Raw genomic sequence first — 25,615 nt, forward strand, 5'->3', positions numbered from 1 at the left:
GATATGGAGCAAAATGATATTGCAGTAGGATTAGATATAGGGACGACAAAGATTGTTGCCATGATTGGCAAGAAGAATGAGTATGGTAAAGTAGAGATCGTTGGGATTGGTAAGTCCAGGAGCCTTGGTGTGCACCGTGGTGTTGTAAATAATATTACGCAGACCATTCAATCTATACAGCAGGCCATTCAGGAAGCTGAAGCAGATTCTGGGCAAAAGATTAAAGATGTAGTTGTTGGGATTGCCGGGCAGCATATAAGAAGTTTACAGCACAGTGATTATATCACCAGGCCAAACCCTGAAGAGGTTATCGATGCAGAGGATATTCATAGTTTATGCAATCAGGTACATAAACTGGTAATGTTGCCAGGGGAGGAGATTATTCATGTGCTTCCGCAGGAATATAAAGTAGATGGGCAGGCAGAAATTAAAGAGCCTATCGGGATGTATGGTGGTCGCCTTGAAGCAAATTTTCATGTAGTTGTTGGTCAGGTTTCTTCCATAAGAAATATTGGTCGCTGCGTGAAGAGTGCAGGTTTAGATCTTTCAGCTGTAACCTTAGAGCCTTTGGCTTCAGCGAATGCAGTCCTTAGTCAGGAAGAGAAAGAAGCTGGTGTGGCGCTAATCGACATAGGTGGCGGTACCACAGATCTTGCGATTTTTAAAGATGGCATTATTAGACATACAGCAGTGATTCCTTTTGGAGGAAATGTAATTACAGAAGATATAAAAGAAGGCTGCTCGATTATTGAAAAGCAGGCAGAATTGTTGAAGATCAAATTTGGATCGGCATGGCCTGGTGAGAATAAGGATAACGAGATTGTTTCTATTCCTGGATTACGAGGAAGGGAGCCAAAAGAAATTACGCTTAAAAACCTGTCGAAAATTATTCACGCGCGTGTGGTTGAAATTATCGAACAGGTGTATTTAGAAATAAAAAATTACGGACACGAAGATCAGAAGAAAAAACTGATCGGTGGTCTTGTGTTAACAGGTGGAGGTGCACAGTTAAAGCATCTTAAGCAACTGGTAGAGTATATCACCGGAATGGATACCAGAATAGGTTTTCCTAACGAACATCTGGCAGGAAATAATGATAGTGAGACGACCAGCCCGATGTACGCAACAGCGGTAGGATTGGTGATGAATAGTTTAGAAACCAGTAAAAGTAATTTTCAGGAAGAAGCCGTTCTTAAGGAAAAAGAACCAGAGCCAATGCCTGTAGATGAAGAGGTAGAGGCTGAAAGAGAAAAAGAAGAGCCGCAAGTACAGGTAGAACAGCCTAAGCCCCGAAAAAGTATTTTCGATAAATGGGCAGAAAAGTTCAAAGATTTTTTAGATAACGCAGAGTAATACATAGCACAATAGAGAACCAGTAAAATTGAATTTATGAGCAATACAGAATTCGGAGACATTTCATTCGATTTACCTAAAAATCAATCGAACGTGATCAAAGTTATTGGTGTAGGTGGTGGCGGTAGTAATGCTATTAACCACATGTTCCAATTAGGGATTAAAGGAGTAGATTTTGTAATCTGTAATACCGATGCGCAGGCATTGGAAAACAGTACTGTTCCTAATAAGATCCAGTTGGGAGTAAGCCTTACCGAAGGACTTGGAGCGGGAGCAAATCCTGAAATTGGAGAACAGGCCGCAGTAGAAAGTTTTGACGAGATTAAAAATATGCTCGATGTAAATACCAAAATGGTATTTATAACCGCAGGTATGGGAGGAGGAACCGGTACTGGTGCCGCTCCGGTCATCGCAAAACAGGCTAAGGAAATGGATATTCTTACGGTGGGTATCGTAACTATTCCTTTTCAGTTTGAAGGTAGGATGAGAAATGAACAGGCACAAAGAGGGGTCGAGAAACTCCGTTCTCATGTAGATTCTTTAATTGTGATTAATAATAATAAGCTTCGTGAAGTCTATGGAAACTTAGGTTTTAAAGCTGGTTTCTCTAAAGCAGATGAGGTTTTAGCAACCGCTTCTCGTGGTATTGCTGAGGTTATAACGCATCACTATACTCAAAACATTGACCTTAGAGATGCTAAAACCGTGTTGAGTAATAGTGGTACTGCAATTATGGGATCTGCATCGGCTTCAGGAGCAAATAGAGCTCAGGATGCTATTGCCAAAGCTTTAGATTCACCATTATTAAATGATAATAAAATTACCGGTGCTCAAAATGTATTGCTATTAATTGTTTCCGGTTCCGAAGAAATTACTATTGATGAGATTGGTGAAATTAACGACCATATTCAGGCAGAAGCTGGTCACAGTGCCAACATCATTATGGGGGTTGGTGAAGACGAATCTTTAGAAGGTGCGATTTCTGTTACTATCATTGCAACTGGTTTTAATGTAGAGCAGCAGGATGAAATTACCAATACTGAAACTAAAAAGATTATCCATACGCTAGAAGATGAGCAAAAAGCAGAACATGAGTTCCCTTCTAATCGTAAGAATACCGGTAATTCTTTTACCGAATTACCTTTGCCAGAGGAGAAGACAGAACAGGAGCAACCTAAAAAGATTGTCCACACTTTAGATGAAAATTTGGATGAAGTTGAAGCTCCGAAACCTGAAACTCCAAAGCAGGAATTTAAGGCAGAAGTTCAACCAGAGCCTAAAGTTGAGGTGAAAGAAGTGCAATCCACCCCTGCTAAAGATCCAGATCTTTATACTCCTCCTTCAGCATATAACATGGATGTGTTTTATGATGAGGTAAATCCAGAAGATTTTGTGATTAACGATACCAATGCAGAAGTTGATGAAGTAGCGATGGAGGAAGAGGAAAATGATGAAGAACAATTTATGTTCACGTTCGATTTTCCAATAAATCAGGAAGAAAAAAAACCTGCGCAACCAAAAGCTGAGACTCCAAAGCCAGAGGTTAAAGAAGCGCCTAAGCAGGAAACGGTAAAAAGGCATGTGCTGAATACCGATGATGCTGAAGAGCCAAACTATGAGGCGAAAAATATTGAAGTAAACGAGCCGGTAGAAGTTATTCCTGCTACCGAGAATTCTATCGACGGAACGGTGAAAAGATATAGCCTTGATGATTATATGGAATTCGAGCAGCAGTTAGAAAACTCTAAGCCTGCAAAAAAGCAAGAGAAAGAAGCGCCCAAAGATGAAACGATTGCTTTTGAGAAGCGCACGGTGCAGCCAACCCCAAAAAGGGAAGAGGAGCAGGATGAAAATCCTTTTAATAATCCAATTCCAGAGCATGTGGTAGAACGTGCAGCCGAGCGTCGCGCTAAAATGAAGGAGTTTAATTATAAGTTTAGGAGTAATGCTTCCCAGATTGAAGAAATCGAAAAGCAACCGGCATATAAAAGAGCCGGGATAGATCTGGATAGCACTAATTACGGTGAGAATAAAATGTCCCGAACCAGTTTAGGTCGGGACGAGAATAATGATCTTCAGTTTAGAAGAAATAATTCGTTCTTACATGATAATGTAGACTAAATAACCAATTATTTATAAATGAAGAAGAGGCTGTCTAAAAACATCCAAAAACGTCATTCTGAACTTGTTTCAGAATCTCATCTCATTGATTTAAAAATCGTTATGAGAACCTGAAACAAGTTCAGGTTGACTAAAATTGAGTTTTTAGACAGCCTCTTTCTTTTTGTATTAAAACTGCGATTATAAATCTCTTTTGTTCTCGGCCTGGATCACATCGGTGTCCTTTCTGTATTTAAGAAGGCTAATACCTGCTAAAAAGAAGATAAAACCAATAATGCTTAAAGCCCAGGGGCTTAATGCTAAAGCAAGGCTTCCAAAGATGCCTAGTATTCCCATTACCAGTGCAATCGCACCGCCTACGGTCATTATAAGTGCAAAAATCTTAATCATAATTGTCGATTTTGGTTAATTGTTGCACTAATTTATATAAATAACTGATATTCAGTTTTTAATTAACAAATTGTAAGGATTTTTAGAAATATCTATTTCGATGGTTTGGCCCATTTTTGAATTTGGAGTATTGCCGCATTTTCATCTTCCCATCCTTTTATTTTCAGGCTATTATCTTTGTCATAGCTTAAAAACCAAAGCTCAATGATTTCTTTAGCTTCAGGATAATTGTTTAGGAAAACTTTATAAGATTCAGCTTTAAAAATTTGATCTTTTTTTAGCGCAGGTACGGCGATAATCTTATCATCCTGCTCGCCTTCATCCAGTAATTTTAAAACCGCTATGGGTTTTATGGGGAGAATCTCTCCTGTTTTTACAGATTGTCCTAAAATAAGCACATCTAAAGCACCGCCATCGCCACCTTTATCGGGATCTGAATAAGTTGAAGGAATAAAACCGTAATTGCCGGGATAAGGAAGAAATTCTATAATCCTATCAATCCCATTTCGTTGGTCTGGAATAAATTTCTGTAAGGAGGGATCAAACTCGATTTTAAGATTGGTGCCCAAAGGGATTTCGACTACGGCCTGATAGTTTCCGTTATTGTCTTTTAAAGGAAGATTCTCATAATCTGGTTTATTGTTACAGCTAAAAGCGGTAAATAGACTACAGTATATGAGAATCTTTATTTTTTGCATCATTGTTTTACTAATCCCAGTAGATCATAAAATACTTGAATTTGGCATCATCTGGAATTTGTGAAGATCTAATCTTTGTATCGGTATCGTAGCGTAAACTGGTTGGTAATTCTTTTTTATCGATGGTGATGTAAGCATTTATTTCATCTAGAAATACCACAGCCGAACTAATCGTGTTTTCTATTCTCGAAATTTTATAATTTTCTACAATATCTTTAAAAGTACTTGCCGTATTTAAACCCGCTTTGGTTTTAAATCTTGGGTCTAAAACGCGTATATAGCCAATAGTACTGGTAGTATCAAATTCTACCGCAGGTTCTAAAATAAGTAATGCATCACCGCCTTTTTCGAAAACCTTAATCTCATTAGACGCTCTTAATTGCATTGGGCTGCTGGTTTCTTTTACCAGAGAATCTTCGTGGTATAACGAATCTAGCTGATTGATTTTAATATCTTTTTTTAATTTACCAACCTGTGTTGCGGTAATCAAAAAAGGATTGTCTTCATCTTTTTGACAGGAAGTAAGTATGATGGCAGTTAAAGTGAAAATTGCCAATAAATGTTTCTTCATAGTTATTTTGGTTATTTTTCTATTTGTTGAATTTGGCGTATGTGGATTAACGGAAAAACTTGATTTTTGGTATTTATGGATTAAAAAATACCTACTAATTTTCCTGAAATTCAACCGAATTAGATTTCTTAATTTTTTATAAAAGTAAACAATACCTTGTAATTGCGGGAAAAGAATTTTTTAGTATGCAGTTAGATTACGGCTGCTTCCAGTAATTGAATTGTTCCTGCATCGGCATCTGTTTTGGCTTCAATTCCGTTTGGGATTGTGCTATTATCGTCTATATGCCCAATCATGGCGCCGCTAAAAGCCGGAATGCCCAAAGGTTTAATATAATGATCTAATACTTCTTCTAAGGTTAAACTGCCATAGCCGCTTCCGCCGGGATCACATTCGGTACATTTACCAAAAACAAAACCTTTAATTTGCTTAAAAACACCGCCAAGCTCTAGCTGCGTCATCATGCGATCTATAGCATATACTTTTTCGCCAACATCTTCGATGTAAAGGATGTTGTTGCTCCAGTCTTTTGGAAAATATTCGCTTCCCATAATCCCGGTTAATACCGATAGGTTTCCGCCTAATAATCTGCCTTTTACGGTTCCGGGCGTAATGGTACGTATACGATTGGAAATTTGGGTGAGATTATCGCCAATTGATTTTGGATTTTCTAACAGTGGACTTTCTTTATTGAATAGAATAGCTTTTAGGTGGGAAACGCTAAAAGTATTCCATGTAGAAACGGCAACCGGAGCATGAAAAGTTACCAAACCTGTTTTTTCGAAAATGGCCAAATGTAAAGCGGTAATATCGCTGTAGCCAATAAAGATCTTTGGATTCGCTTTTATAGCATCATAATCCAGAAGTTCTAAAATCCTTGCTGAACCCGAACCACCGCGTAAGGCGATAATCGCATCTACAGATTTATCTTTAAACATAGCATTTAATTCGCCAGCCCTTTCTTTATCTGTACCCGCTAAGTGACCATATCTGTTTTTTACAAATTCGCCAAACTTAACCTTTAGCCCCATGGCTTCAAAAGACTCTTTAGCGATTTGATAAGGTTCGGTTTCAAAAATAGCACTTGCGGGACTTACAATTCCTATCGTGTCACCTTCTTTTAAAGCTTTTGGTTTAATGATATTTTCAGTCTTGTAACTTTCGTGGAAATTTGTGGTAGCATACGAGCTTAAAGGAATAGCAAGGCTGCTTAGACCTATATTTTGTAAAAATTTGCGTCTTTGCATGATGATGAGTGTTTCTAATATTAGTATTGATCGCGAACAGTGGCCAAAATTTCTTCCATGGCTTTTTTAAGCTGCGTACTAGCAACGGTGTAGTTACTGTTCATAAAACTAAAATATAAGGTTTTTCCGCTTTTGGTAATTAGTAGTCCGCTTAGCGAATGATTATTTCTAAGCGATCCCGTTTTAGCGTAAATATAAGGTTTACTGGCTTTATAAGAATTTTTAAGCGTGCCAGATTCACCACTGGCGGGTAACAGGGCTTTAAATCTATCTTTGCCAATTTCATTGGTGATTTTTGAAATTAGTTTTACCACACTGCGCGGTGTAAAAAGATTATAACGGGTTAGACCAGAGCCGTCATACCAGTTTATGTTATCAGGAAGATCACTTAACAGGTTTTTCTGAGCATAATTTATGGCGATATTGGTCTTTAATGTGTCTGAAATTTTCCCTGCGGAAACCAATAAAAGCTGCTCTGCAATAAAATTGTCACTATCCTGAAGCATTTTTTTATACAAGCTATCTGAAGCGGTATTGTAAATAATATGCTTTAAATCTACATTTTCAGGTTTTTGATGCAAAATCATAACTTCTTTGTGCAGCGTGTCACTTAATAATTTAGCCGAAGTAAATTCAGAAGTAATAAAAGGTACCAGTCGAGTACTCCCTTCATTTCTTTTGATGTTTTTTACCCTGAAGATGTTCGCGTCGAAATCCCGATAAACTCCTGTTCCTAAATTTTGGGTAGCTTCAGTAGAAATGGAATCTTTAAAAATAGCCGGATAGCTATTGGGTAAATTTTGACCATTTTTAAATAGGAATTCAACTACATTGCCGTAGAGCGGAAATGCGTTTCTTTCTGCTGAATAGTAATCATTATAATCATCCCACGCCCAACCGGGGCCAAATTTGGTTTCAGTAAAATTAGGGGAAAGTAAAAACAGTTTTTTATCTGATTTTCGTAAAAAATCGAGTGTATTCTGAGAATCGAATTCGGCATAAAGAAAACCAGGGTCGCCGGTGCCTTTAAAAATAAGACTGTCGCCATAAGTTGCGTACTTTATGCTTGGTATAGAATCCCCAAGAATCTTAAGAGCTGTATAGAATGTAAATAATTTGGTATTTGATGCCGGGGTAAAATATTTATCTCCGTTTTTATCGAATATCGTCTTGTCATTTTCTGGGTCGTAAATAACAAGCCCTGCAAAGCCTTGTTGAAAAGCTGGCGAGTTTTCAAAAACCTGATTGATATTTTTAGTGGTTTTTATTGATGCACAGCTAAAGCAGAAAAGGGAGAGTAAAAAAATAATGTGGTTAATCTTAATTTGCATTTTGTTAAATTCTAATGTTTTAAAATAGGGATTTTAAGTTCTAGGTTCATTTTAAATCATTATTTATTAAATGTGTGTTTAATTCCCGGAATAAATGTGAATAAAATCATAAAGTACGTATATTTATTCTAGTAAGTTCAAAATTTAACACAAAAGGAATGGAGAAAAAAATAACTCTTTTAGCTCTTTTGGGCTTAATGTTTACTACTACTTTTTTTGCGCAAAATCAGATTATTTCTGGAACGGTAATAGTCGCAGAGGATAGTATGCCTTTGCCGGGAGTAAATGTCATTGTAAAGGGAACCAGTAATGGTGCCGTTACAGACATGCAAGGTAGATATAGTTTAGAAGTCTTACCAAATTCTATTTTGGTATTTTCTGCAATCGGTTTTGTAAGTCAGGAAATTAAAATTGATGGGCAAGAAGAACTCAACGTGAGTTTGGTTCAGGATACTGAAAGCCTTGGTGAGGTCGTTGTGACGGCATTAGGGATTTCCAGGGATAAAAAGTCTTTAGGTTATGCGACGCAGGAAGTTGAAGGGGAAGATTTAAACATCACAAATCAACAAAATGTTCTGGGAACGTTATCAGGAAGGGTTGCTGGTGTTCAGGTAACAGGCTCTTCAGGAGCAAGTATGGGGGGAACCCAGAAAATTAAAATTAGAGGGGTGAATTCTATTAATGGAGGAGATGAACCTTTAATTGTTGTCGATGGTACGCCTATTTCAAATAGTAATTTCTCTGGCAGTTCAGGTGCAGATTATGGGAACCTCGCTCAGGATATAAATCCTAGTGATATAGCATCTGTAAATGTTTTGAAAGGTCCGGCAGCTTCAGCATTGTATGGTATTAGAGGGCAATACGGTGTAATTATGATTACTACCAAAAAGGGTAAAAAAGGGCCAAAAGAAGTTAGAGTTCAGGTAAATTCTTCTTTGATGTTAGAATTTGCAGGTAATTTTCTTCCGAAGCAAAATATGTATGGAGGAGGATCTAGTCAAACATTTAGAACCTTACCTAATGGAGATCCTTATGTGGATCTAAGTGTAGATGAAAGTTGGGGGCCTAGAATGGACGGCACCCCTGTACGGCAGGTATTTAGTTTTTATCCGCAAGATCCTACTTATGGGCAGTTAACGCCATTTGTACCGCATCCAGATAATATTGAAAATTATTATGAAACGGGAGTAAACCTGAATAATGGAGTTACGGTGTCTGGAGGAAATAAAAACACAACATATCGCTTAAGTCTTAACGATACTCGAATTGAAGGAGTAGAGCCAAATACAGAGCTTAAAAGGAATAATCTTGGGTTGAGTGCAAGTTTAGATTTAGCAGAAAACCTAACAGTTTCTACTAATATCAATTATGCCAGAAATGAAGCTCAAAGGCCTGGGCAAGGTTCTGAGGATGGGGCAGCTTATCTTAACCAGTGGTTTCAAAGAAATCTGGATATGGATAGGTTAAGGGATTATAAATATGACGATGGAACAATATTGCATTGGAATTTAAGAAGACCAGATTCTGATACAGGTGAAATTACAAATTTTGATCCTTTGTACTGGAACAATCCTTATTTTAATGCATACGAGAATTTATCGAATGATAGTAGAGATCGGTTTTTTGGGGATGTCACTTTAAGTTATAAGATCTTGCCAGATTTAGAGATAAGAGGCGCTATTAGATCTGATATGTATACTCAAAATATCGAAAATCGTACTGCATTTGGTGGTACGGGTTTGCCGGCATATTTTGTAGGGAAATATCAAAATAAAGAATGGAATTATGAATTACTTGCGCAGTATAACAAGAAAGTAGGAGATATTTCTATAGATGGAACACTTGGTGGAAATATATATAATAGAAATTATTCGTATTTGTCGCAAGCAACCGCCGGCGGGCTTTCTGCTCCTGGATTTTATAATATTGATGCTTCTATAGACCGTCCATCTACAACATCATATAAGTTAGAGAAACAAATACGTAGTCTTTTTGCTATGGTTTCTTTAGGTTATTTGGATACTTATTTCTTAGATGCCTCTATTAGAAATGATAATTCTTCGGCCTTGCCAGAAGATAATAATTCGTACTGGTATCCTTCAATCTCTGGTAGTTTGGTATTTAGTGAGCTAATAAATTGGGATGCCTTGTCATTTGCTAAGTTTCGAGCAAGTTATGCGCAGGCAGGTTCAGATTTAAGTCCATATAGAACTACATTGGCTTATGGCGTAGGAACTGTTTACGATGGTATAAATACCTTATATGTTCCAGATAATTTAAATAATCCTGATATTAAACCTTCATTCTCTCACTCTTACGAAACCGGATTGGATCTACAGTTTTTTGGTAATAGATTGGGACTAAATTTTACATATTATAAGCAACGAAATAAAAACCAGATCATAAGCTTAGATGTTTCTGGAGCCAGTGGGTATGAATCTAGTACTATTAATGCCGGATTAATTGAAAATGATGGTATAGAAATTAGTTTATCTGGAAAACCAATTAAAACGAATGATTTTAGCTGGGATGTGATTTTTAATATAAGCCGAAATGAAAGTAAAGTAGTAGAGCTAGCGCCAGGTATCGATGTTTATACTTATGGTTCTACAACTTATTCTAGCGTTACCAGTTATTTGAATTCTTATGAAGGGAAGCCTTTTGGTAGTCTTGTGGGACAGGCTTATCAAAGAGATGAAAGTACAGGTGAGATCTTGATCGATGCTAACGGAATGCCTTTGTATACGGATGCTACTTACGATTTTGGAACTGTTTTGCCCGATTTTACCGGGGGTTTTCAAAATACTTTTAGATGGAAAAATTTAAGCTTGAATGCGATGATCGATTTTCAGGGAGGGGGACAGTTTTTTAGTCGTTCAAAAATGTTAGGGGTTAGAACAGGACAGGATCCTTTGACGGTAGCAATCAATGAAAATGGGATGAATGTTAGAGATCCTTTAGAAGATGGAGGAGGAGTGAAAGTCACTGGAATTTCAGCGGAAACCGGTGAGCGGGTAGAAAATTTTGTAGATGCACGTTCTTATTATAGAAATGTTTTAGGTCGAAGAATTTATGAGGAGTGGTTATACGATGCCTCGTACGTAAAATTAAGCGAAGTGAGAATAGGATATACCTTTGGGGCAAAGATGATGGAGGTACTTCCTTTCGATTCTGTTAATGTGGCTTTCATTGCTCGTAATCCTGCTATGATTTGGCAAAATGCACCAGACGGTATTGATCCCTCAGCAATTTCTACCGGTTCGCAATCCATAAGCTGGTATGAGTCTGGACAGTTAGCTACGGTTAGATCTTACGGAATTAATCTGAATATCACATTTTAAGAAAAAATAAAAATGATGAAAAACATATATATAATTCTATCTCTGGCTTTGCTTTTTCAAAGCTGCGATAATTTTGATGAGGATATAAATATCAATCCTAATTTGCCCAGTCAGGCTTCAGGTACCCAGTTAATAGCCAATGCAGAACTTTATTTACCAGGTTTGTCCTCATCGCCAAAGGGTGAGTTTCTTGCACAATATTTAGCAGAAACTCAGTATGTAGGAACTTCTTTATATCCGCAGGAAAGTACAAGTTTTTATACCTACTATCAGGGGCCTTTAGAAAATTTACAAACTGTTTTAAATAATCGGGAGAACTTGAGTTCTGTTGGAGGCCCTGTTGATAATCAAGTAGCGGTAGCTAAAATTCTTAGGGCTTATTTTTACTGGAATGTTACAGATCGTTGGGGGGATGTGCCCTATACAGAAGCTTTAATGGGGTCCGCGAATTTTACTCCAGCTTACGATACACAAGAGTCGATTTATTTAGATCTTTTCGAAGAATTAAAAGAAGCAACTTCTATGATGGTTTCTGGAAGTATTAATAATGATATCGTATACGACGGGAATATGGAGAACTGGCGTATGCTGGCAAATACGATTAGATTGTTTATGGCTTTGAGATTATCTGAAGTTGATCCTGATTTAGCTCAAACAGAATTTACTGCTGCCTTGAGCGATGGCGTAATTTTAGACAATGCAAATAATTTGATGTATCACCATTTGCCAGAAGCAAATAATCAAAATTACTGGTATGGACAGGTAGTAAACCAAAATAGAGAATGGTGGGCACTAACTGAAAAGCTGGTTGCGCAAATGTTGCCTGTTGATGACCCAAGATTACAAGTTTATGGAAATCCTGCAAGAGCCAATGATGAGTTTGTAGGACTTAAGTTTGGTGAAGAGGAATCTATAGGCACCGAGGAATATTCTCTGTTGGGTTCAGATATTTATGCTCAGGACGCTCCTGTTTACCTGGTAACTTCTGCTCAGGTTTATTTTGCGATTGCTGAGGCCGCTGCGCGAGGCTGGGTTGCAGAAAGCGCGGAAGAAAACTATAATATGGCAATTGAACAGTCATTTTTGCAATGGACGGGCAGCAGCGAAGGGATAGACTCATTTCTAAGTCAGCCAGAAGTTGCTTTCGACGCTGCGAATGCTATAGAAAGTATAGCCAATCAAAGATGGGTACATTTATATATGCATGGTTACGAAGCCTGGTCTGAATGGAGAAGAACAGGTTTTCCAATAGGTTTTGAGTCTCCTAATGGAGCTGAAATTCCTTTGCGCTTAAGTTATCCAAGTAATGAGTCATTCAATAATTCAGATAACTATGAAGAAGCGGTAAGCAGACAGTTTAACGGAGAAGATTTAATTTATGGGAAACTTTGGTGGGATCAATAAGTCTATTCTATTATTTCTCCTGATTCATATTGCCATAAAATCGGTAATTTTTTCACAGGAAATTATCGATAAGCCAATTCAATTTTCAGAAGAGAGAAAGCAATTAAGTTTAGAATATTTAGAAACACATTATGATATAAAGCAGGAAGAGCCAATTATCATGCCCAGAATGATCGTTTTGCACTGGACGGCAATTCCTTCTTTTGAAGAATCGTTTAAGGCATTTGACGATGTACATTTGCCAGACTCAAGAGCTGGGATAAAAGATGCAAGTACATTAAATGTTTCTACTCAGTTTTTAGTAGATAGGGATGGTCAAATCTATAGACTGATGCCAGAGACTTTTATGGCAAGACATGTTATTGGCTTAAATCATGTGGCTATAGGAGTCGAAAATGTTGGGGGTAAAAATGCTCCTTTAACAAAAGCGCAATTAAAATCTAATATCTGGCTGGTGAATTATCTGAAGGCAAAATATGAAACTATAGTGTATCTTATTGGACACTATGAGTATAAAAATTTTGAAAGCTCAGACTTATGGTTAGAAAATGATGATACCTATCGAACCGATAAGATAGATCCAGGCGTTGATTTTATGAATAAAGTTAGGGCGGCTACAAAAAATCTTAAACTAAGAGGAGCAATCTAGGCGTTTTTTAGATTTATGTATATGGCTTGTATCATAAATTCAAAGATTCCGTATCTTTGCAGGCTATGATTACAGAAGAGACACAGGAGCTGGTAGATAGAGGGGTAATGCTTCCGCTAATGGAAGAGTTTTATACCATACAAGGAGAAGGGTACCATAAAGGTACTGCTGCTTATTTTATAAGAATAGGTGGGTGTGATGTAGGTTGCCATTGGTGTGATGTAAAAGAAAGCTGGGATGCCGGTTTACACCCACCAACACCTGTTGGGCAGATTGTAGAAACTGCAGTAAAATATAGTAAGACAATTGTTGTTACCGGGGGGGAACCGCTTAGTTGGGATATGACAACGCTTACGTCGAGTTTAAAAAAACAAGGCTGCCAAATTCATATAGAAACCTCTGGTGCTTATCCTGTTACCGGAATTTGGGACTGGATTTGTTTGTCTCCTAAGAAAATTAAATTACCAGAACCAGAAATTTATCCTTTAGCGAACGAATTAAAAGTGATTATCTTTAATAAGCATGACTTTAAGTTTGCTGAAGAACAGGCGGCACAGGTAGGGGAACATTGTATTTTATATTTGCAGCCAGAATGGAGCAATCGCGAAAAGATGATTCCGCTTATAGTGGATTATGTGATGCGAAACCCAAAATGGAAGGTTTCATTACAAACACATAAGTATCTTAATATACCTTAAATAAAAAGCCGCTCTTTTTAATAGAGCGGCTTTTTTGATTTTCTTGAAAGCTATTATTACTACTCTTTTGCAACTTTAATTGGAATTTTTACATAGCTTTTGTCCCATCCAATAAGTAGATTGGCACTATCGTTTTCATCTTTTTCAAAAGCCATGGATAGCGCATCTATAGGATTTTGCATTTGTCTTACCGGTACATTGATTCTCACTAAATCCAATTCGTCACTATATTCGTACGCACCCCAGGTAAGTGTTTTTTTGTTTAGAATAATGGTCCACTCTTTTTCTTCTGGAATGGAGTATAATGTATAAGTGCCCGCATTTACTTTAGCATTGGCAATCATTACATCTTTATAGAAAGTAATTTCAGTAGCTTCGTTTGCTCCTGTTCTCCATACTTCTCCATAAGGAACCAGTTTTCCAAAGACTTCTCGATCTCTTTTTTGCGGTCTGCTATAGATCACCCTTGCGATGGGTTCGTTGTTATCATTGCGGTATAAGGCAATATCCATAGGACTAACATCCATTTTGGCAAAGTTAGGCCCCTGTGTTTGTGCCATAAGTCCAGAAGGGAAACTAAGTCCTAATCCTAAAATGGTTAATATCAGTAATTTCTTCATAACGCTGTTATCATTTATGTTTTGAGTAAATATAAGAGCTACTGAGAATTAGTGTGTTTATAAGCTGTTAAAATTTGAAGAAGTTACATTGGTAAAGTGAATTTGGCAATTATTGAAAATTAAGTTGATACGACTTTTTAATTATTTGATTATTATTTTTAAATGTAATTAAAACACCTGTTAGAGTTTAATAACTGTAAGTTCTTAGCGATATTTGTTCCCGAATTTTAAGTATTAGTCTTAAAAATTTGTTTGATTTTTAGTTTATTTCAATTCGCTGTGAAGCCTTAAAAATAGTAAAGTAAACGTGTGGTTTGTTATGCCCGTGACGCCTGGAATTTTCCAATCGTGTCATGGGCTTTTTTTGCACAAATTGTTGATAACTTAAAGCCTTTGTTGCTAGGTATTGGCATAAAGAAATTAACGTTTTGTTATATTTGTTCGTTATTCATAAAAGAGACGAATTTAATTGACATAATATGAGCGAAGAAGCCAAAGGGAAAAAGTATTCGGCGGATAGTATACAGGCGTTGGAAGGAATGGAGCATGTTCGTATGCGACCTTCGATGTATATTGGAGATACTGGTGTAAGGGGATTGCATCATTTGGTGTATGAAGTTGTTGATAACTCAATCGATGAAGCGTTAGCCGGGCATTGTGATGCTATTAAAGTTGACATAAACGAAGATAATTCGATTACTGTAGAAGATAACGGTCGTGGTATACCTATCGATCTTCATAAAAAAGAAGGAGTTTCTGCATTAGAAGTTGTAATGACCAAAATTGGTGCGGGAGGAAAATTCGATAAAGATTCTTATAAGGTTTCAGGAGGTCTTCACGGAGTAGGGGTAAGTTGTGTGAATGCACTGTCTACTCACTTAAAAGCTACCGTTTATAGAGATGGCCAGGTTTGGGAGCAGGAATATGAAATAGGAAAACCATTATATCCTGTGAAACCTGTTGGGGAAACAGATCTTAGTGGTACCATAGTGACCTTTAAGCCAGATCCTTCGATCTTTCAGCAAACCTTAGAATATAGTTATGAGACTCTAGCCAAACGTATGCGAGAGTTGGCTTTTCTTAACCGAGGGATAAGAATTGTTCTTACCGATAAAAGAGAAAAGGATGAAAAGGGAGAATTTCTTTCAGAAGAATTTCATTCTGAAGAAGGGTTAAAGGAATTTATACGTTTCTTGGATGGAACAAGAGAGCCTATTATTGCTGAGGTTATTAGCATGGAAGGTGAAAAGAACGGTATTCCTGTAGAGGTAGCTTTGGTTTATAATGATACCTTTAACGAAAACCTTCATTCGTATGTAAACAATATTAATACCCACGAAGGTGGAACGCATCTTTCTGGATTCAGAAGGGGGCTAACCACTACTTTAAAAAAGTATGCTGATGCTTCAGGCTTGCTTGATAAGGTGAAATTTGAAGTTACCGGAGATGATTTTAGGGAAGGGCTAACTGCGATTATTTCGGTAAAAGTTGCAGAGCCTCAGTTTGAAGGGCAAACGAAAACAAAATTAGGTAACCGAGAGGTGACTTCAGCAGTATCTCAGGCAGTTTCAGAAATGTTGGAAAACTACCTTGAAGAAAATCCTAATGATGCCAAAACCATTGTTCAAAAAGTAATTCTTGCTGCTCAGGCACGTAACGCTGCGAAAAAAGCCCGTGAAATGGTACAGCGAAAGACAGCGATGAGTATTGGTGGATTACCCGGGAAATTATCAGACTGCTCAGAGCAGGACCCTAAAAAGTGTGAAGTATTTCTTGTAGAGGGAGATTCTGCAGGTGGAACGGCAAAACAAGGTCGAGATCGTAATTTTCAGGCAATTTTGCCGCTTAGAGGTAAAATTCTGAATGTTGAGAAAGCAATGTCCCACCGGGTTTTTGATAATGAAGAAATCAAAAATATTTATACCGCTTTAGGAGTTACGATTGGTACAGAAGAAGATAGCAAGGCGTTAAACTTATCGAAGTTGCGTTATCACAAAATTGTAATTATGTGTGATGCGGATGTCGATGGTAGTCACATTGAAACCCTGATCCTAACGTTCTTCTTTAGATATATGAAAGAGCTGATCGAACAGGGGCATATTTATATCGCAACACCACCACTTTATTTAGTGAAGAAAGGAAGCAAAAAGCGTTACGCCTGGAATGAAAAAGAGCGTGATGAGATTGCTGATGAATACAGCGGAGGAGTTCAGGTGCAGCGATATAAGGGTCTTGGAGAAATGAATGCTGAGCAGCTTTGGGATACCACGATGGATCCTGAACGTAGAAAATTACGCCAGGTAACTATTGATAATAGTGGAGAAGCAGATCGTATTTTCTCTATGCTAATGGGGGATGAAGTTCCACCACGTAGAGAGTTTATCGAGAAAAATGCCAAATATGCCAATATTGATGCATAATCTTGATTTTATATAAAATTTGATAAAGCCCTGGAATTTTTCAGGGCTTTTTTATGTGTGATAGTCTTTTCCTTTTTTAGATCCAATTTCTTCAAATATTGGGATATAGTCTTTAAGTATTTATCTGGTCTTTATTAGTAAACCATTTTCATTATTCGTATTTTTGGGATAGTTATTAATCGATAAATTCATAAAATGAAAGTTACAGTAGTAGGAGCTGGTGCAGTAGGTGCTAGCTGCGCTGAATATGTTGCCATTAAAAACTTCGCTTCAGAAGTTGTTTTATTAGATATTAAAGAAGGATATGCTGAAGGCAAAGCAATGGACCTTATGCAAACGGCTTCTTTAAATGGTTTTGATACTAAAATTACAGGGAGTACAAACGACTACTCTAAAACTGCCGGAAGTGATGTGGCCGTAATTACCAGCGGTATTCCAAGAAAACCAGGGATGACTCGTGAAGAGCTTATTGGTATTAATGCAGGTATCGTAAAAGAAGTTGCAGGAAACCTTATTAAGCACTCGCCAGATGTTACCTTAATCGTGGTAAGTAACCCAATGGATACGATGACGTATTTGGTACATAAGACCACCGGGTTGCTAAAAAATAAGATCATCGGAATGGGGGGCGCATTAGATAGTGCTCGTTTTAAGTATAGACTGGCAGAAGCTTTGGAAGCTCCAATTTCAGATGTAGACGGGATGGTAATTGGGGGTCACAGTGATACCGGAATGGTACCACTTACAAGATTAGCTACCCGAAATAGTGTTCCTGTTTCCGCTTTCCTTTCAGAAGAGCGTTTAAATCAGGTGGCAGAAGATACTAAGGTTGGTGGAGCCACTTTAACCAAATTATTAGGGACAAGTGCTTGGTATGCTCCCGGTGCAGCAGTTTCAGCATTAGTTCAGGCTATTGCTTGTGATCAAAAGAAAATCTTCCCATGTTCAGCTTTCTTGGAAGGTGAGTATGGTTTAAGCGATATTTCTATAGGAGTTCCAGCCGTTATAGGTAAAGACGGATTGGAAAAAATTGTAGAGATTCAACTGGATGAAGCTGAAAAAGCTAAGATTCAAGAAAGTGCAGAAGGTGTGAAAAAGACAAACGGTTTGTTAGAGCTGTAATCTGTAATGTTTGACGATAAAGCAAAAAGCCACAAAATTTGTGGCTTTTTTTTATGTTTAAAAGTTAAAATTTTCAAAAAGAATTTATTGGGATTTCATTATTGAAACGCTATATTTGTCCGTTTTTAAAAAAGACCTATATAATTATAATTTGAGGAATAATGCAGAATAAAGGACTTATTAAAGTTTTTGCAATTTTATTTGGTTTAGTATGTATTTACCAGTTGTCGTTTACGTACATAACTAATAATGTTGAAAGTGAAGCAGAAGAATTTGCCGCTCAGAAGATTGATGAGAGCGTAGAGAATTATTCAGATTTAAGAGATCAGGCCGAGCAGGAATATCTTGATTCTATTGGGAATAAAGATATTATAGCCGGGATTACTTATAATGCTGCTAAGGATAAAGAATTAAACAAAGGTCTTGACCTTAAAGGGGGGATCAACGTTATCCTACAAATCTCTGTAGAAGATATTATTAGAGGTTTGGCTAACGATTCTAAAGATCCTGCTTTTAATAAAGCACTTACTGAGGCTAGAGAAGAATCAGTAACCAGTCAGGATGATTATATCGATATTTTCTTTGAAAAATTCGAAGCTATTCCTGATGCTAAATTAGCCTCTCCAGATATTTTCGCTAATAAAACTTTAAGCGATGATATCACTTACGATATGTCTAACGATCAGGTGAAGCCTATTATTAGAAGAAAAGTAGATGAGTCTATTACTTCAGCTTTCGAAGTATTACGTAAACGTATCGATAAATTTGGTGTTACTCAGCCAAATATTCAGCGTTTAGGGAATTCAGGAAGGATTTTGGTAGAACTTCCCGGAGCAAAAGATGTAAACCGTATTCAGAATTTATTACAAAGTACAGCACAATTAGAGTTTTGGCATGTATTTAAAAATACTGAGTTTGGTGGTTTCTTAACTCAGGCAAATCAGGTTTTAAAAAATGTGGTTTCAGAAGAAGAGGAAGCTACCGAGGCTGTAGATACCACTGCACAAACTGATAGCGATATAGAAAATCTTTTAGCAGATGCAGAAGATAGTACGGCTGTAAAAACCAATAATCCTTTATTTGATTTAGTTGTTGGTCCTGGGGCGCAGGGAGGTCCTGTTTTAGCTTATTTTAATGTTCAGGATACGGCAAAAGTTAATGGTTATTTAGCAATGCCTCAGGTAAGAAACCTGCTTCCTGCCGATAAGCGTTATGCTCGATTTGTTTGGGGCGTTCCAGATGATAAAACTAGCGCCACTGGATTGTATGCGTTAAAATCGAATAGAGAAAATGAACCGCCATTAAGTGGTAGTGTGATTACCGATGCACAGCAAACTTACGATCAGGTTGGTCGTGTTGCCGTGTCTATGCAAATGGATGGAACCGGAGCTAAGATCTGGGAAGAAATGACAGGTTATGCTTCGAATAATCAAACTCAGATCGCGATTGTTTTAGATGACGTTGTGTATTCTGCTCCTGGTGTTTCTACCGGAGCCATTTCAGGTGGTAGAAGTGAAATTACCGGAGATTTTAGCATTGAAGAAGGAAAAGATTTAGCGAATGTATTAAGAGCTGGTAAACTTCCTGCTTCAGCAGAGATTATTTCAAGTGAAATTGTAGGGCCTTCTTTAGGACAGGAAGCGATCGATAGCGGTATGCTTTCATTTGGTATTGCACTATTATTGGTACTTCTTTGGATGATTTTTTATTACGGTAAAGCCGGTGCCTTTGCAGATGTGGCTTTAATTGTAAACATTTTATTCATCTTTGGTATTTTAGCAGGGCTTGGTGCTGTGCTTACTTTACCTGGTATTGCCGGTATCGTTTTAACAATAGGGATGTCTGTAGATGCGAACGTACTTATTTTTGAAAGGATCAAAGAAGAGCTTGCAAAAGGGAAATCTCAGGTAGAAGCTATTAAAGATGGATTTAGTAATGCATTATCTTCTATTTTAGATGCAAATATTACTACCGGTCTTACAGGTTTTATTCTTTTACTTTTAGGAACCGGGCCAATTAAAGGTTTTGCAACTACATTATTAATTGGTATTGCGACCTCTTTATTTACTGCGATTTTTATTACCAGACTTTTTATTGATGGATATGGTAAAAATGGTAAGTCCTTAGAATTTGCTACAGGTATTACTAAAAACCTTTTCAAAGGAATGAATAACGATTTCCTTGCTAAGCGAAAAGTGGCGTATATTATTTCTGGATTATTGATCGTAATTAGTTTAGGATCTTTATTTACTCAGCAATTAAATCTGGGTGTAGATTTTGTTGGAGGACGTACATATACAGTGAGATTCGATCAGGATGTTAGTCCAACTGAAGTACAGAGTATATTGGAAGAAAGATTTGGAAATGCTGAAGCAAAAACTTTTGGGCCTAACAATCAGTTAAAGATTACTACAAATTATAAAATTGAAGAAGAAGGTACGGTTGTAGATGAAGAAATTCAGAAAGGACTTTATGAGAGCCTTCAGCAATATCTTCCAGAGAATCTTAGTGAAGATGAATTTATAAATGGTTCATCAGATAAAACTGTAGGGATTATGGAATCTATGAAAGTAGGTCCTACCATTGCAGAAGATATTAAAGCAGCATCTTTTTGGGCGGTTTTAGGTTCTTTAATAGTGGTTTTCCTTTATATCTTATTAAGATTTAGAAAGTGGCAGTTTAGTTTAGGAGCAGTTGTGGCAGTATTCCATGATGTGTTAATCGTTCTAGGGGTGTTCTCATTGCTTTATAAATTTATGCCTTTTAGTTTAGAAATTAACCAGGCATTTATCGCTGCGATCTTGACCGTAATTGGTTACTCGCTGAATGATACGGTGGTTGTTTTTGATAGGATTAGAGAGTATGTTAACGAGCATACTACCTGGAAATTAGGAAGAACGGTAAATGCAGCTTTAAATAGTACATTAAGCCGTACCTTAAATACCTCTTTAACGACATTGGTGGTATTACTTGCGATCTTCATATTTGGTGGAGAAAGCATAAGAGGATTTATGTTTGCACTTATTATAGGTGTGATCGTAGGTACCTATTCTTCTATCTTTATAGCAACACCAGTAATGTTTGATAGTGTAAAGAAGAAATCCTCTCTTCAGGATAAGAAAGGAGAAAAACTTGAAGAAGAAGCTACGGCTTAATCATAAGTTTTCTAGAATATAGAAAGCCTGGCAATCATAATTGCCAGGCTTTTTTATGTCCATAATAGATCATAATGAGGTGTTGTCATCCCGAATCAAGTTCAGGGTCTCATCACAATAGCTGTCGGAACGGAATAAAGAAAGAAATTATTACAGATTATGGGTAATCAATTTATTTTTTGAGCAGTGAGCGTTTAGGAAATTTGAAAATAAGAGGATTTGATAGAAAGATAGGTTGTTTTTGAGGGTAATGTTGCAAAATTTGATTAGTGTGGTAAGCGGTGCTTAAAAGCTGTAATAGGGATGAAGTAGTGTAATGTTGGGTATGAATAGTTCGGGGCCTTGACGATTTAGAACCGCTACGGAATTAAAATGAAATCGGATAAGAAAAGATGTCCTGAATTTATCTAATATTGGATAAATTCAGGACATCTTTTTTATAGCTTTAAAATTAACAAATCTTAGTATTAAAGCTGCTGTTTTTAATTTTAGTGAGTAGAATTGCCTGAAAAATTACTGCTGAACGCTAAAACGATCTCCGGTTTTAAGTCCCCATCTTTCTGATAAACCCGCGTTAATCTCTAAGATAAACTGCGCCGGAACTTGCGATGGTAAATTAGTTTCATCTAAAGGTTTTGCATCTTTCTGAAAGCTAACTATAGTGCTATCTCCATCAAAAAAGATAAGATCTAACGGGATATAAGTGTTTTTCATATAGAAATTATGCATCGACTCTCTCTGGTAGACAAAAAGCATCCCTTGTTTTTCTTCCATCGATTCCCGGTACATTAAACCTGTTTGTCTAGAGTAATCATCATCCGCTATTTCGATGTCCATAGATTTAATCGTGTCACCTTCAGTATTCATTAAATACAAGTCGGCATCATCTCGAAATTCGATGTTTTGAGGCTTAATTTCCTTTCCATCATCATTTTTACAGGAACTACATAAAAGTACAATTCCTGTTAATCCAAAATATAAGAATCGTTTGATCACTATTGTGCTGTGTTTTGTTGATTGGCCTGTGGGCGATACATAAAATAAAATCCTGCAATAATAAAGGGTATACTAAGCCATTGGCCCGTATTTAAAAGCCATGTGGCACGTTCTTCTACCTGAGCTTCTTTTACAAACTCTACAAAGAACCTTACCGTCCAAAGGAGTACTAAAAATAAGCCGAAAATATATCCAATCTTAAATCTTTTATTTGTTTTCCAGTAGAGGAAATACAGTAAGAGAAAGATTAATAGGTAACAAAAACTTTCGTAAAGCTGTGCAGGGTGCCTTGGGAAGGATTCACCCAGATTTTCAAAGATTACGCCGTAGTCGCTATTGGTAGGTTTACCGATAATTTCAGAATTCATAAAATTCCCTATTCTAACGAAAATACCACCACAGGCAACCGGAATAACAATACGGTCTAAAATCCATAAAACAGGCTTATCCAAAACACGTTTACGGTAAAGATACATAGCTGTAATAATTCCTATTGCAGCACCGTGGCTGGCGAGCCCTCTAAAACCCGTAAACTGAAATTCAGGTTCAAATTTTACTGGTAAGAATATTTCTAATAAATGATGTTGAAAATAGTCCCAGTCGTAAAAAATCACGTGGCCAAGACGTGCTCCTATTAGTGTGGCAAGAACAGTATAAATAAAAAGGGAGTCTAATTTTTCTAAAGCGATGCCTTCTCGTGTATAAATAGCCTTCATGATATACCAGCCTAAACCAAAGGCGATAAGAAACATCAGGCTGTAATAGTGTATGGTTAGGATTCCTAAATCTATCCCCTCAGAAGGACTCCATCTCATGGCGTTGATAAGCATTATTGTGAATTTCGGTTGAGCTGTAAATATACATATTTGAAAAAACTTCGCCTATAAAATGAAGCTTAATCACTCTCATTCATCAATCCTTATCTAAATTTTAAGAAGAAAAATATTAAGGAACAGGATCATAGCCACTGCCGCCCCAGGGATGGCAACTAAATATTCTTTTAATGGCTAACCATCCACCTTTAAAAAGGCCGTGTTTTTTTAAAGCTTCAATAGTGTAATTAGAGCAGGTTGGCGCATATCTACAGGTTGCAGGGGTAAGAGGGGAAATGAAATTCTGATAGAATTTAACTAAACCAATAAATGGATAAGTAAGCAATTTCTTAAGCATAGTTATCCATTTATTGGTTGTTTGTTTTTAATTTATAGAAAAAGTGGTTCCGTCTTTACCATCTTTTAGCTGAATGCCAAGCTCTTGTAATTCGTCCCGGATTTTATCACTGGTAGCAAAATCACGATTGTTTCTTGCTTCGGCTCTAAGTTTGATTAGAAGATCTACGGTTCCTGAAAGTTTATCGGAATCATTATCCAAACTTGTGTCACCGTCCCGTAAGCCTAAAATATTAAACAAGAAATCATGTAATGTCTGCTTCAGCTCTTTTTTGTCTTCAGCAGAAATCTTTAAGCTTTCTTCTTTAATAGCGTTAATCGATTTTACAGCATCAAATAACTTTGCGATTACAATAGGGCTGTTAAAATCATCGTTCATGGCATCATAGCAGGACTGTTTCCATTCAGTAAGCTTAAATGTGCTTTCTGAGGATTCGGGTAGTTCATCTATAGATGCATAAGCTTCCATTAACCGGTTAAATCCTTTTTCACTTGCGCTTAATGCTTCTTTAGAAAAGTCTAAAATGCTACGATAATGTGCCTGTAGCATAAAAAAGCGTGCTACATTAGGAGAAAAAGCTTTGCCAATTACTTCATTCTTGCCGCTAAAAAGCTCTTCAGGAAGAATATTGTTTCCGGTACTTTTTGCCATTTTCTTACCATTAAGGGTAAGCATATTGGCATGCATCCAGTAACGAACAGGATCTTTACCGGTAGCAGCTTCGCCTTGGGCAATTTCACATTCGTGATGCGGGAATTTTAAATCCATTCCGCCACCGTGAATATCAAACTCTTCCCCAAGATATTTGGTGCTCATTACAGTACACTCTAAGTGCCATCCCGGGAAACCATCACTCCATGGTGAAGGCCAGCGCATAATATGTTGTGGTTCTGCTTTTTTCCAAAGCGCAAAATCCTGTGGATTCTTTTTATCACTTTGTGCTGCAAGCTCTCTTGTGTTTGCAATCATATCTTCGATTGCTCTGCCGCTTAGCCTTCCGTAGTGCTTTTCTTCGTTATATTTTAAGACATCAAAATAAACTGAACCATTGGCTTCGTAAGCAAATCCTTTATCGATAATTGTTTTAATAATTTCTATCTGCTCTACAATATGCCCTGTCGCCGTAGGTTCTATACTAGGAGGAAGATTATTGAACTTCTCCAGAATATTATGGAAGTCTACGGTGTATTTTTGTACAACCTCCATAGGTTCAATTTGTTCTAATCTTGCTTTTTTAGCAATTCTGTCCTCTCCGGTTTCTGCATCATTTTCCAGATGACCGGCATCGGTAATATTACGAACATATCTAACTTTATACCCAAGATGCTTTAGATATCTAAAAACAAGGTCGAAAGAAATAAAAGTACGACAATTCCCTAAGTGAACGTTACTGTAAACGGTTGGCCCACAAACATACATGCCTACGTGGCTATCATTTATAGGTTTAAATACTTCTTTCTCTCCAGAAATTGAATTGTAAATTTTTAGCTGTTGTTCTTCGAAAAGCGCCATAAAGAGCGTAGTTTTAAGAAAGCAAGTTAATTAAAATGTAGTATCTAGCTTAATATAGTCCAAAAATTCTCTACGAACTTCTTTATTTTTAAAAGCACCACCAAATTCACTGGTTACTGTACTACTTTCAATATCTCTTATTCCGCGGCTATTCACACAAAGATGCTTGGCATCAACAACACATGCTACATCTTCAGTGCCTAAAACTTTTTGAAGTTCCTGTACAATTTGCATGGTCATTCGTTCCTGTACCTGTGGTCTTTTGGCATAATAATCCACAATTCGGTTCATTTTGGATAAACCTACAACGGTACCATTAGAAATGTATGCCACGTGTGCTTTACCTACGATTGGTAGAAGATGGTGTTCACAGGTAGAATAAACAGTAATGTTCTTTTCTACAAGCATTTCACCATATTTATATTTATTATCAAAAACCGATGCTTTTGGCTTTCTTTTTGGATCCAGGCCAGAGAATATCTCGTTCACAAACATTTTTGCTACACGTTGCGGAGTTCCCTTCAGGCTGTCGTCACTAAGGTCTAAGCCAAGGGTTTGCATAATATGTTCAACATCTTCTCTAATTAGTGCGATCTTATCAGTATCACTAACTTCAAAAGCATCTTTTCTTATAGGTGTTTCTGCACTACTTCCGGCGTGTGCATCACCCATTTCATCAATTTCATTCAAAACTTTGTCTATTTTCATGCCGTTTTACGCTATAAGTCGTAAAGTATTCATTTAGCTTGCAAAGATACACATTTAATACATTTAATACTGATTTTCCTGCCTCTTGTCTATTAATGAAATTTCACAT

General features: G+C 37.1%; 20 protein-coding genes. 9 read left to right on the top strand and 11 right to left on the bottom strand.

What is annotated here, in order from left to right; translation table 11 throughout:
- The first annotated feature begins 3 nt into the window (after nucleotides 1-3).
- Both ftsA and ftsZ read left to right on the top strand, forming a co-directional pair.
- Nucleotides 4-1,353 carry a cell division protein FtsA gene (gene ftsA, locus L1967_RS08905; RefSeq protein ID WP_249601311.1) on the top strand — a complete coding sequence of 450 codons (1,350 nt, stop codon included), beginning with the start codon at nucleotides 4-6 and terminating at the stop codon, nucleotides 1,351-1,353.
- Between the two features lie 36 nt (nucleotides 1,354-1,389).
- A complete protein-coding gene (gene ftsZ / locus L1967_RS08910) occupies nucleotides 1,390-3,474 on the top strand; it encodes a cell division protein FtsZ (RefSeq protein ID WP_249601312.1) in 2,085 nt (694 codons plus the stop codon).
- Nucleotides 3,475-3,654: 180 nt separating this feature from the next.
- Here ftsZ and L1967_RS08915 read toward each other — a convergent pair whose 3' ends face one another.
- From L1967_RS08915 to L1967_RS08935, 5 genes are all read right to left on the bottom strand, one after another.
- Nucleotides 3,655-3,864: a hypothetical protein gene (locus tag L1967_RS08915; RefSeq protein ID WP_249601313.1), complete on the bottom strand. Its 210-nt coding sequence runs from the start codon at nucleotides 3,862-3,864 to the stop codon at nucleotides 3,655-3,657.
- Nucleotides 3,865-3,956: 92 nt separating this feature from the next.
- Nucleotides 3,957-4,565, bottom strand: coding sequence for an inorganic diphosphatase (locus tag L1967_RS08920; protein ID WP_249601314.1), 609 nt, complete (start codon nucleotides 4,563-4,565; stop codon nucleotides 3,957-3,959).
- A 7-nt stretch (nucleotides 4,566-4,572) separates the two neighbouring features.
- Nucleotides 4,573-5,133, bottom strand: coding sequence for a hypothetical protein (locus tag L1967_RS08925; protein ID WP_249601315.1), 561 nt, complete (start codon nucleotides 5,131-5,133; stop codon nucleotides 4,573-4,575).
- 191 nt (nucleotides 5,134-5,324) lie between these two features.
- The gene (locus L1967_RS08930) at nucleotides 5,325-6,380 is read right to left on the bottom strand and encodes a S66 peptidase family protein (protein ID WP_249601316.1); all 1,056 of its coding nucleotides are present in this window, start codon (nucleotides 6,378-6,380) and stop codon (nucleotides 5,325-5,327) included.
- A 20-nt stretch (nucleotides 6,381-6,400) separates the two neighbouring features.
- Nucleotides 6,401-7,711 (bottom strand): D-alanyl-D-alanine carboxypeptidase/D-alanyl-D-alanine-endopeptidase, encoded by a 1,311-nt coding sequence (locus tag L1967_RS08935; RefSeq protein ID WP_249601317.1) that lies wholly within the window; start codon nucleotides 7,709-7,711, stop codon nucleotides 6,401-6,403.
- Between the two features lie 158 nt (nucleotides 7,712-7,869).
- On the opposite strand from L1967_RS08935, the gene L1967_RS08940 reads away from it, so the two are divergent.
- The 4 genes from L1967_RS08940 (at nucleotide 7,870) to L1967_RS08955 (ending at nucleotide 13,803) form a co-directional block, all read left to right on the top strand.
- On the top strand, nucleotides 7,870-11,052 hold the full coding sequence (locus L1967_RS08940; RefSeq protein ID WP_249601318.1) for a SusC/RagA family TonB-linked outer membrane protein: 3,183 nt from the start codon (nucleotides 7,870-7,872) through the stop codon (nucleotides 11,050-11,052).
- A gap of 12 nt (nucleotides 11,053-11,064) precedes the next feature.
- Nucleotides 11,065-12,456 (top strand): SusD/RagB family nutrient-binding outer membrane lipoprotein, encoded by a 1,392-nt coding sequence (locus tag L1967_RS08945; RefSeq protein WP_249601319.1) that lies wholly within the window; start codon nucleotides 11,065-11,067, stop codon nucleotides 12,454-12,456.
- Entirely contained in the window at nucleotides 12,431-13,105 is a 675-nt protein-coding gene (locus tag L1967_RS08950) for an N-acetylmuramoyl-L-alanine amidase (protein ID WP_249601320.1), read from the top strand. The genes L1967_RS08945 and L1967_RS08950 overlap by 26 nt, the downstream gene beginning before the upstream one ends.
- A gap of 65 nt (nucleotides 13,106-13,170) precedes the next feature.
- Nucleotides 13,171-13,803, top strand: coding sequence for a 7-carboxy-7-deazaguanine synthase QueE (locus L1967_RS08955; protein ID WP_249601321.1), 633 nt, complete (start codon nucleotides 13,171-13,173; stop codon nucleotides 13,801-13,803).
- Nucleotides 13,804-13,862: 59 nt separating this feature from the next.
- Here the strand turns inward: L1967_RS08955 and L1967_RS08960 are convergent, their stop codons facing one another.
- The gene (locus tag L1967_RS08960; RefSeq protein ID WP_249601322.1) at nucleotides 13,863-14,423 is read right to left on the bottom strand and encodes a DUF2911 domain-containing protein; all 561 of its coding nucleotides are present in this window, start codon (nucleotides 14,421-14,423) and stop codon (nucleotides 13,863-13,865) included.
- 479 nt (nucleotides 14,424-14,902) lie between these two features.
- Between L1967_RS08960 and gyrB the strand changes: the two genes are divergently transcribed.
- The 3 genes from gyrB (at nucleotide 14,903) to secDF (ending at nucleotide 21,120) form a co-directional block, all read left to right on the top strand.
- Entirely contained in the window at nucleotides 14,903-16,843 is a 1,941-nt protein-coding gene (gene gyrB / locus L1967_RS08965; RefSeq protein ID WP_249601323.1) for a DNA topoisomerase (ATP-hydrolyzing) subunit B, read from the top strand.
- A 195-nt stretch (nucleotides 16,844-17,038) separates the two neighbouring features.
- Nucleotides 17,039-17,965, top strand: coding sequence for a malate dehydrogenase (mdh, locus tag L1967_RS08970; protein ID WP_249601324.1), 927 nt, complete (start codon nucleotides 17,039-17,041; stop codon nucleotides 17,963-17,965).
- A 161-nt stretch (nucleotides 17,966-18,126) separates the two neighbouring features.
- The gene (secDF, locus tag L1967_RS08975) at nucleotides 18,127-21,120 is read left to right on the top strand and encodes a protein translocase subunit SecDF (RefSeq protein WP_249601325.1); all 2,994 of its coding nucleotides are present in this window, start codon (nucleotides 18,127-18,129) and stop codon (nucleotides 21,118-21,120) included.
- Nucleotides 21,121-21,633: 513 nt separating this feature from the next.
- Here the strand turns inward: secDF and L1967_RS08980 are convergent.
- The 5 genes from L1967_RS08980 to folE form a co-directional block, all read right to left on the bottom strand.
- Entirely contained in the window at nucleotides 21,634-22,116 is a 483-nt protein-coding gene (locus L1967_RS08980; RefSeq protein WP_249601326.1) for a DUF192 domain-containing protein, read from the bottom strand.
- Complete coding sequence (gene lgt / locus L1967_RS08985) at nucleotides 22,116-22,946, bottom strand: prolipoprotein diacylglyceryl transferase (RefSeq protein WP_249601327.1); 831 nt, start codon at nucleotides 22,944-22,946, stop codon at nucleotides 22,116-22,118. Before lgt ends, L1967_RS08980 begins: the two co-directional genes overlap by 1 nt.
- A gap of 115 nt (nucleotides 22,947-23,061) precedes the next feature.
- Nucleotides 23,062-23,286, bottom strand: a complete 225-nt coding sequence (gene yidD / locus L1967_RS08990) for a membrane protein insertion efficiency factor YidD (protein ID WP_249601328.1) — start codon at nucleotides 23,284-23,286, stop codon at nucleotides 23,062-23,064.
- Nucleotides 23,287-23,313: 27 nt separating this feature from the next.
- A complete protein-coding gene (gene cysS / locus L1967_RS08995) occupies nucleotides 23,314-24,798 on the bottom strand; it encodes a cysteine--tRNA ligase (protein WP_249601329.1) in 1,485 nt (494 codons plus the stop codon).
- A 30-nt stretch (nucleotides 24,799-24,828) separates the two neighbouring features.
- On the bottom strand, nucleotides 24,829-25,506 hold the full coding sequence (folE, locus tag L1967_RS09000; RefSeq protein WP_249601330.1) for a GTP cyclohydrolase I FolE: 678 nt from the start codon (nucleotides 25,504-25,506) through the stop codon (nucleotides 24,829-24,831).
- Between the last annotated feature and the right edge of the window lie 109 nt (nucleotides 25,507-25,615).

Source organism: Zunongwangia pacifica, assembly GCF_023499215.1.
Taxonomy (GTDB): domain Bacteria; phylum Bacteroidota; class Bacteroidia; order Flavobacteriales; family Flavobacteriaceae; genus Zunongwangia; species Zunongwangia pacifica.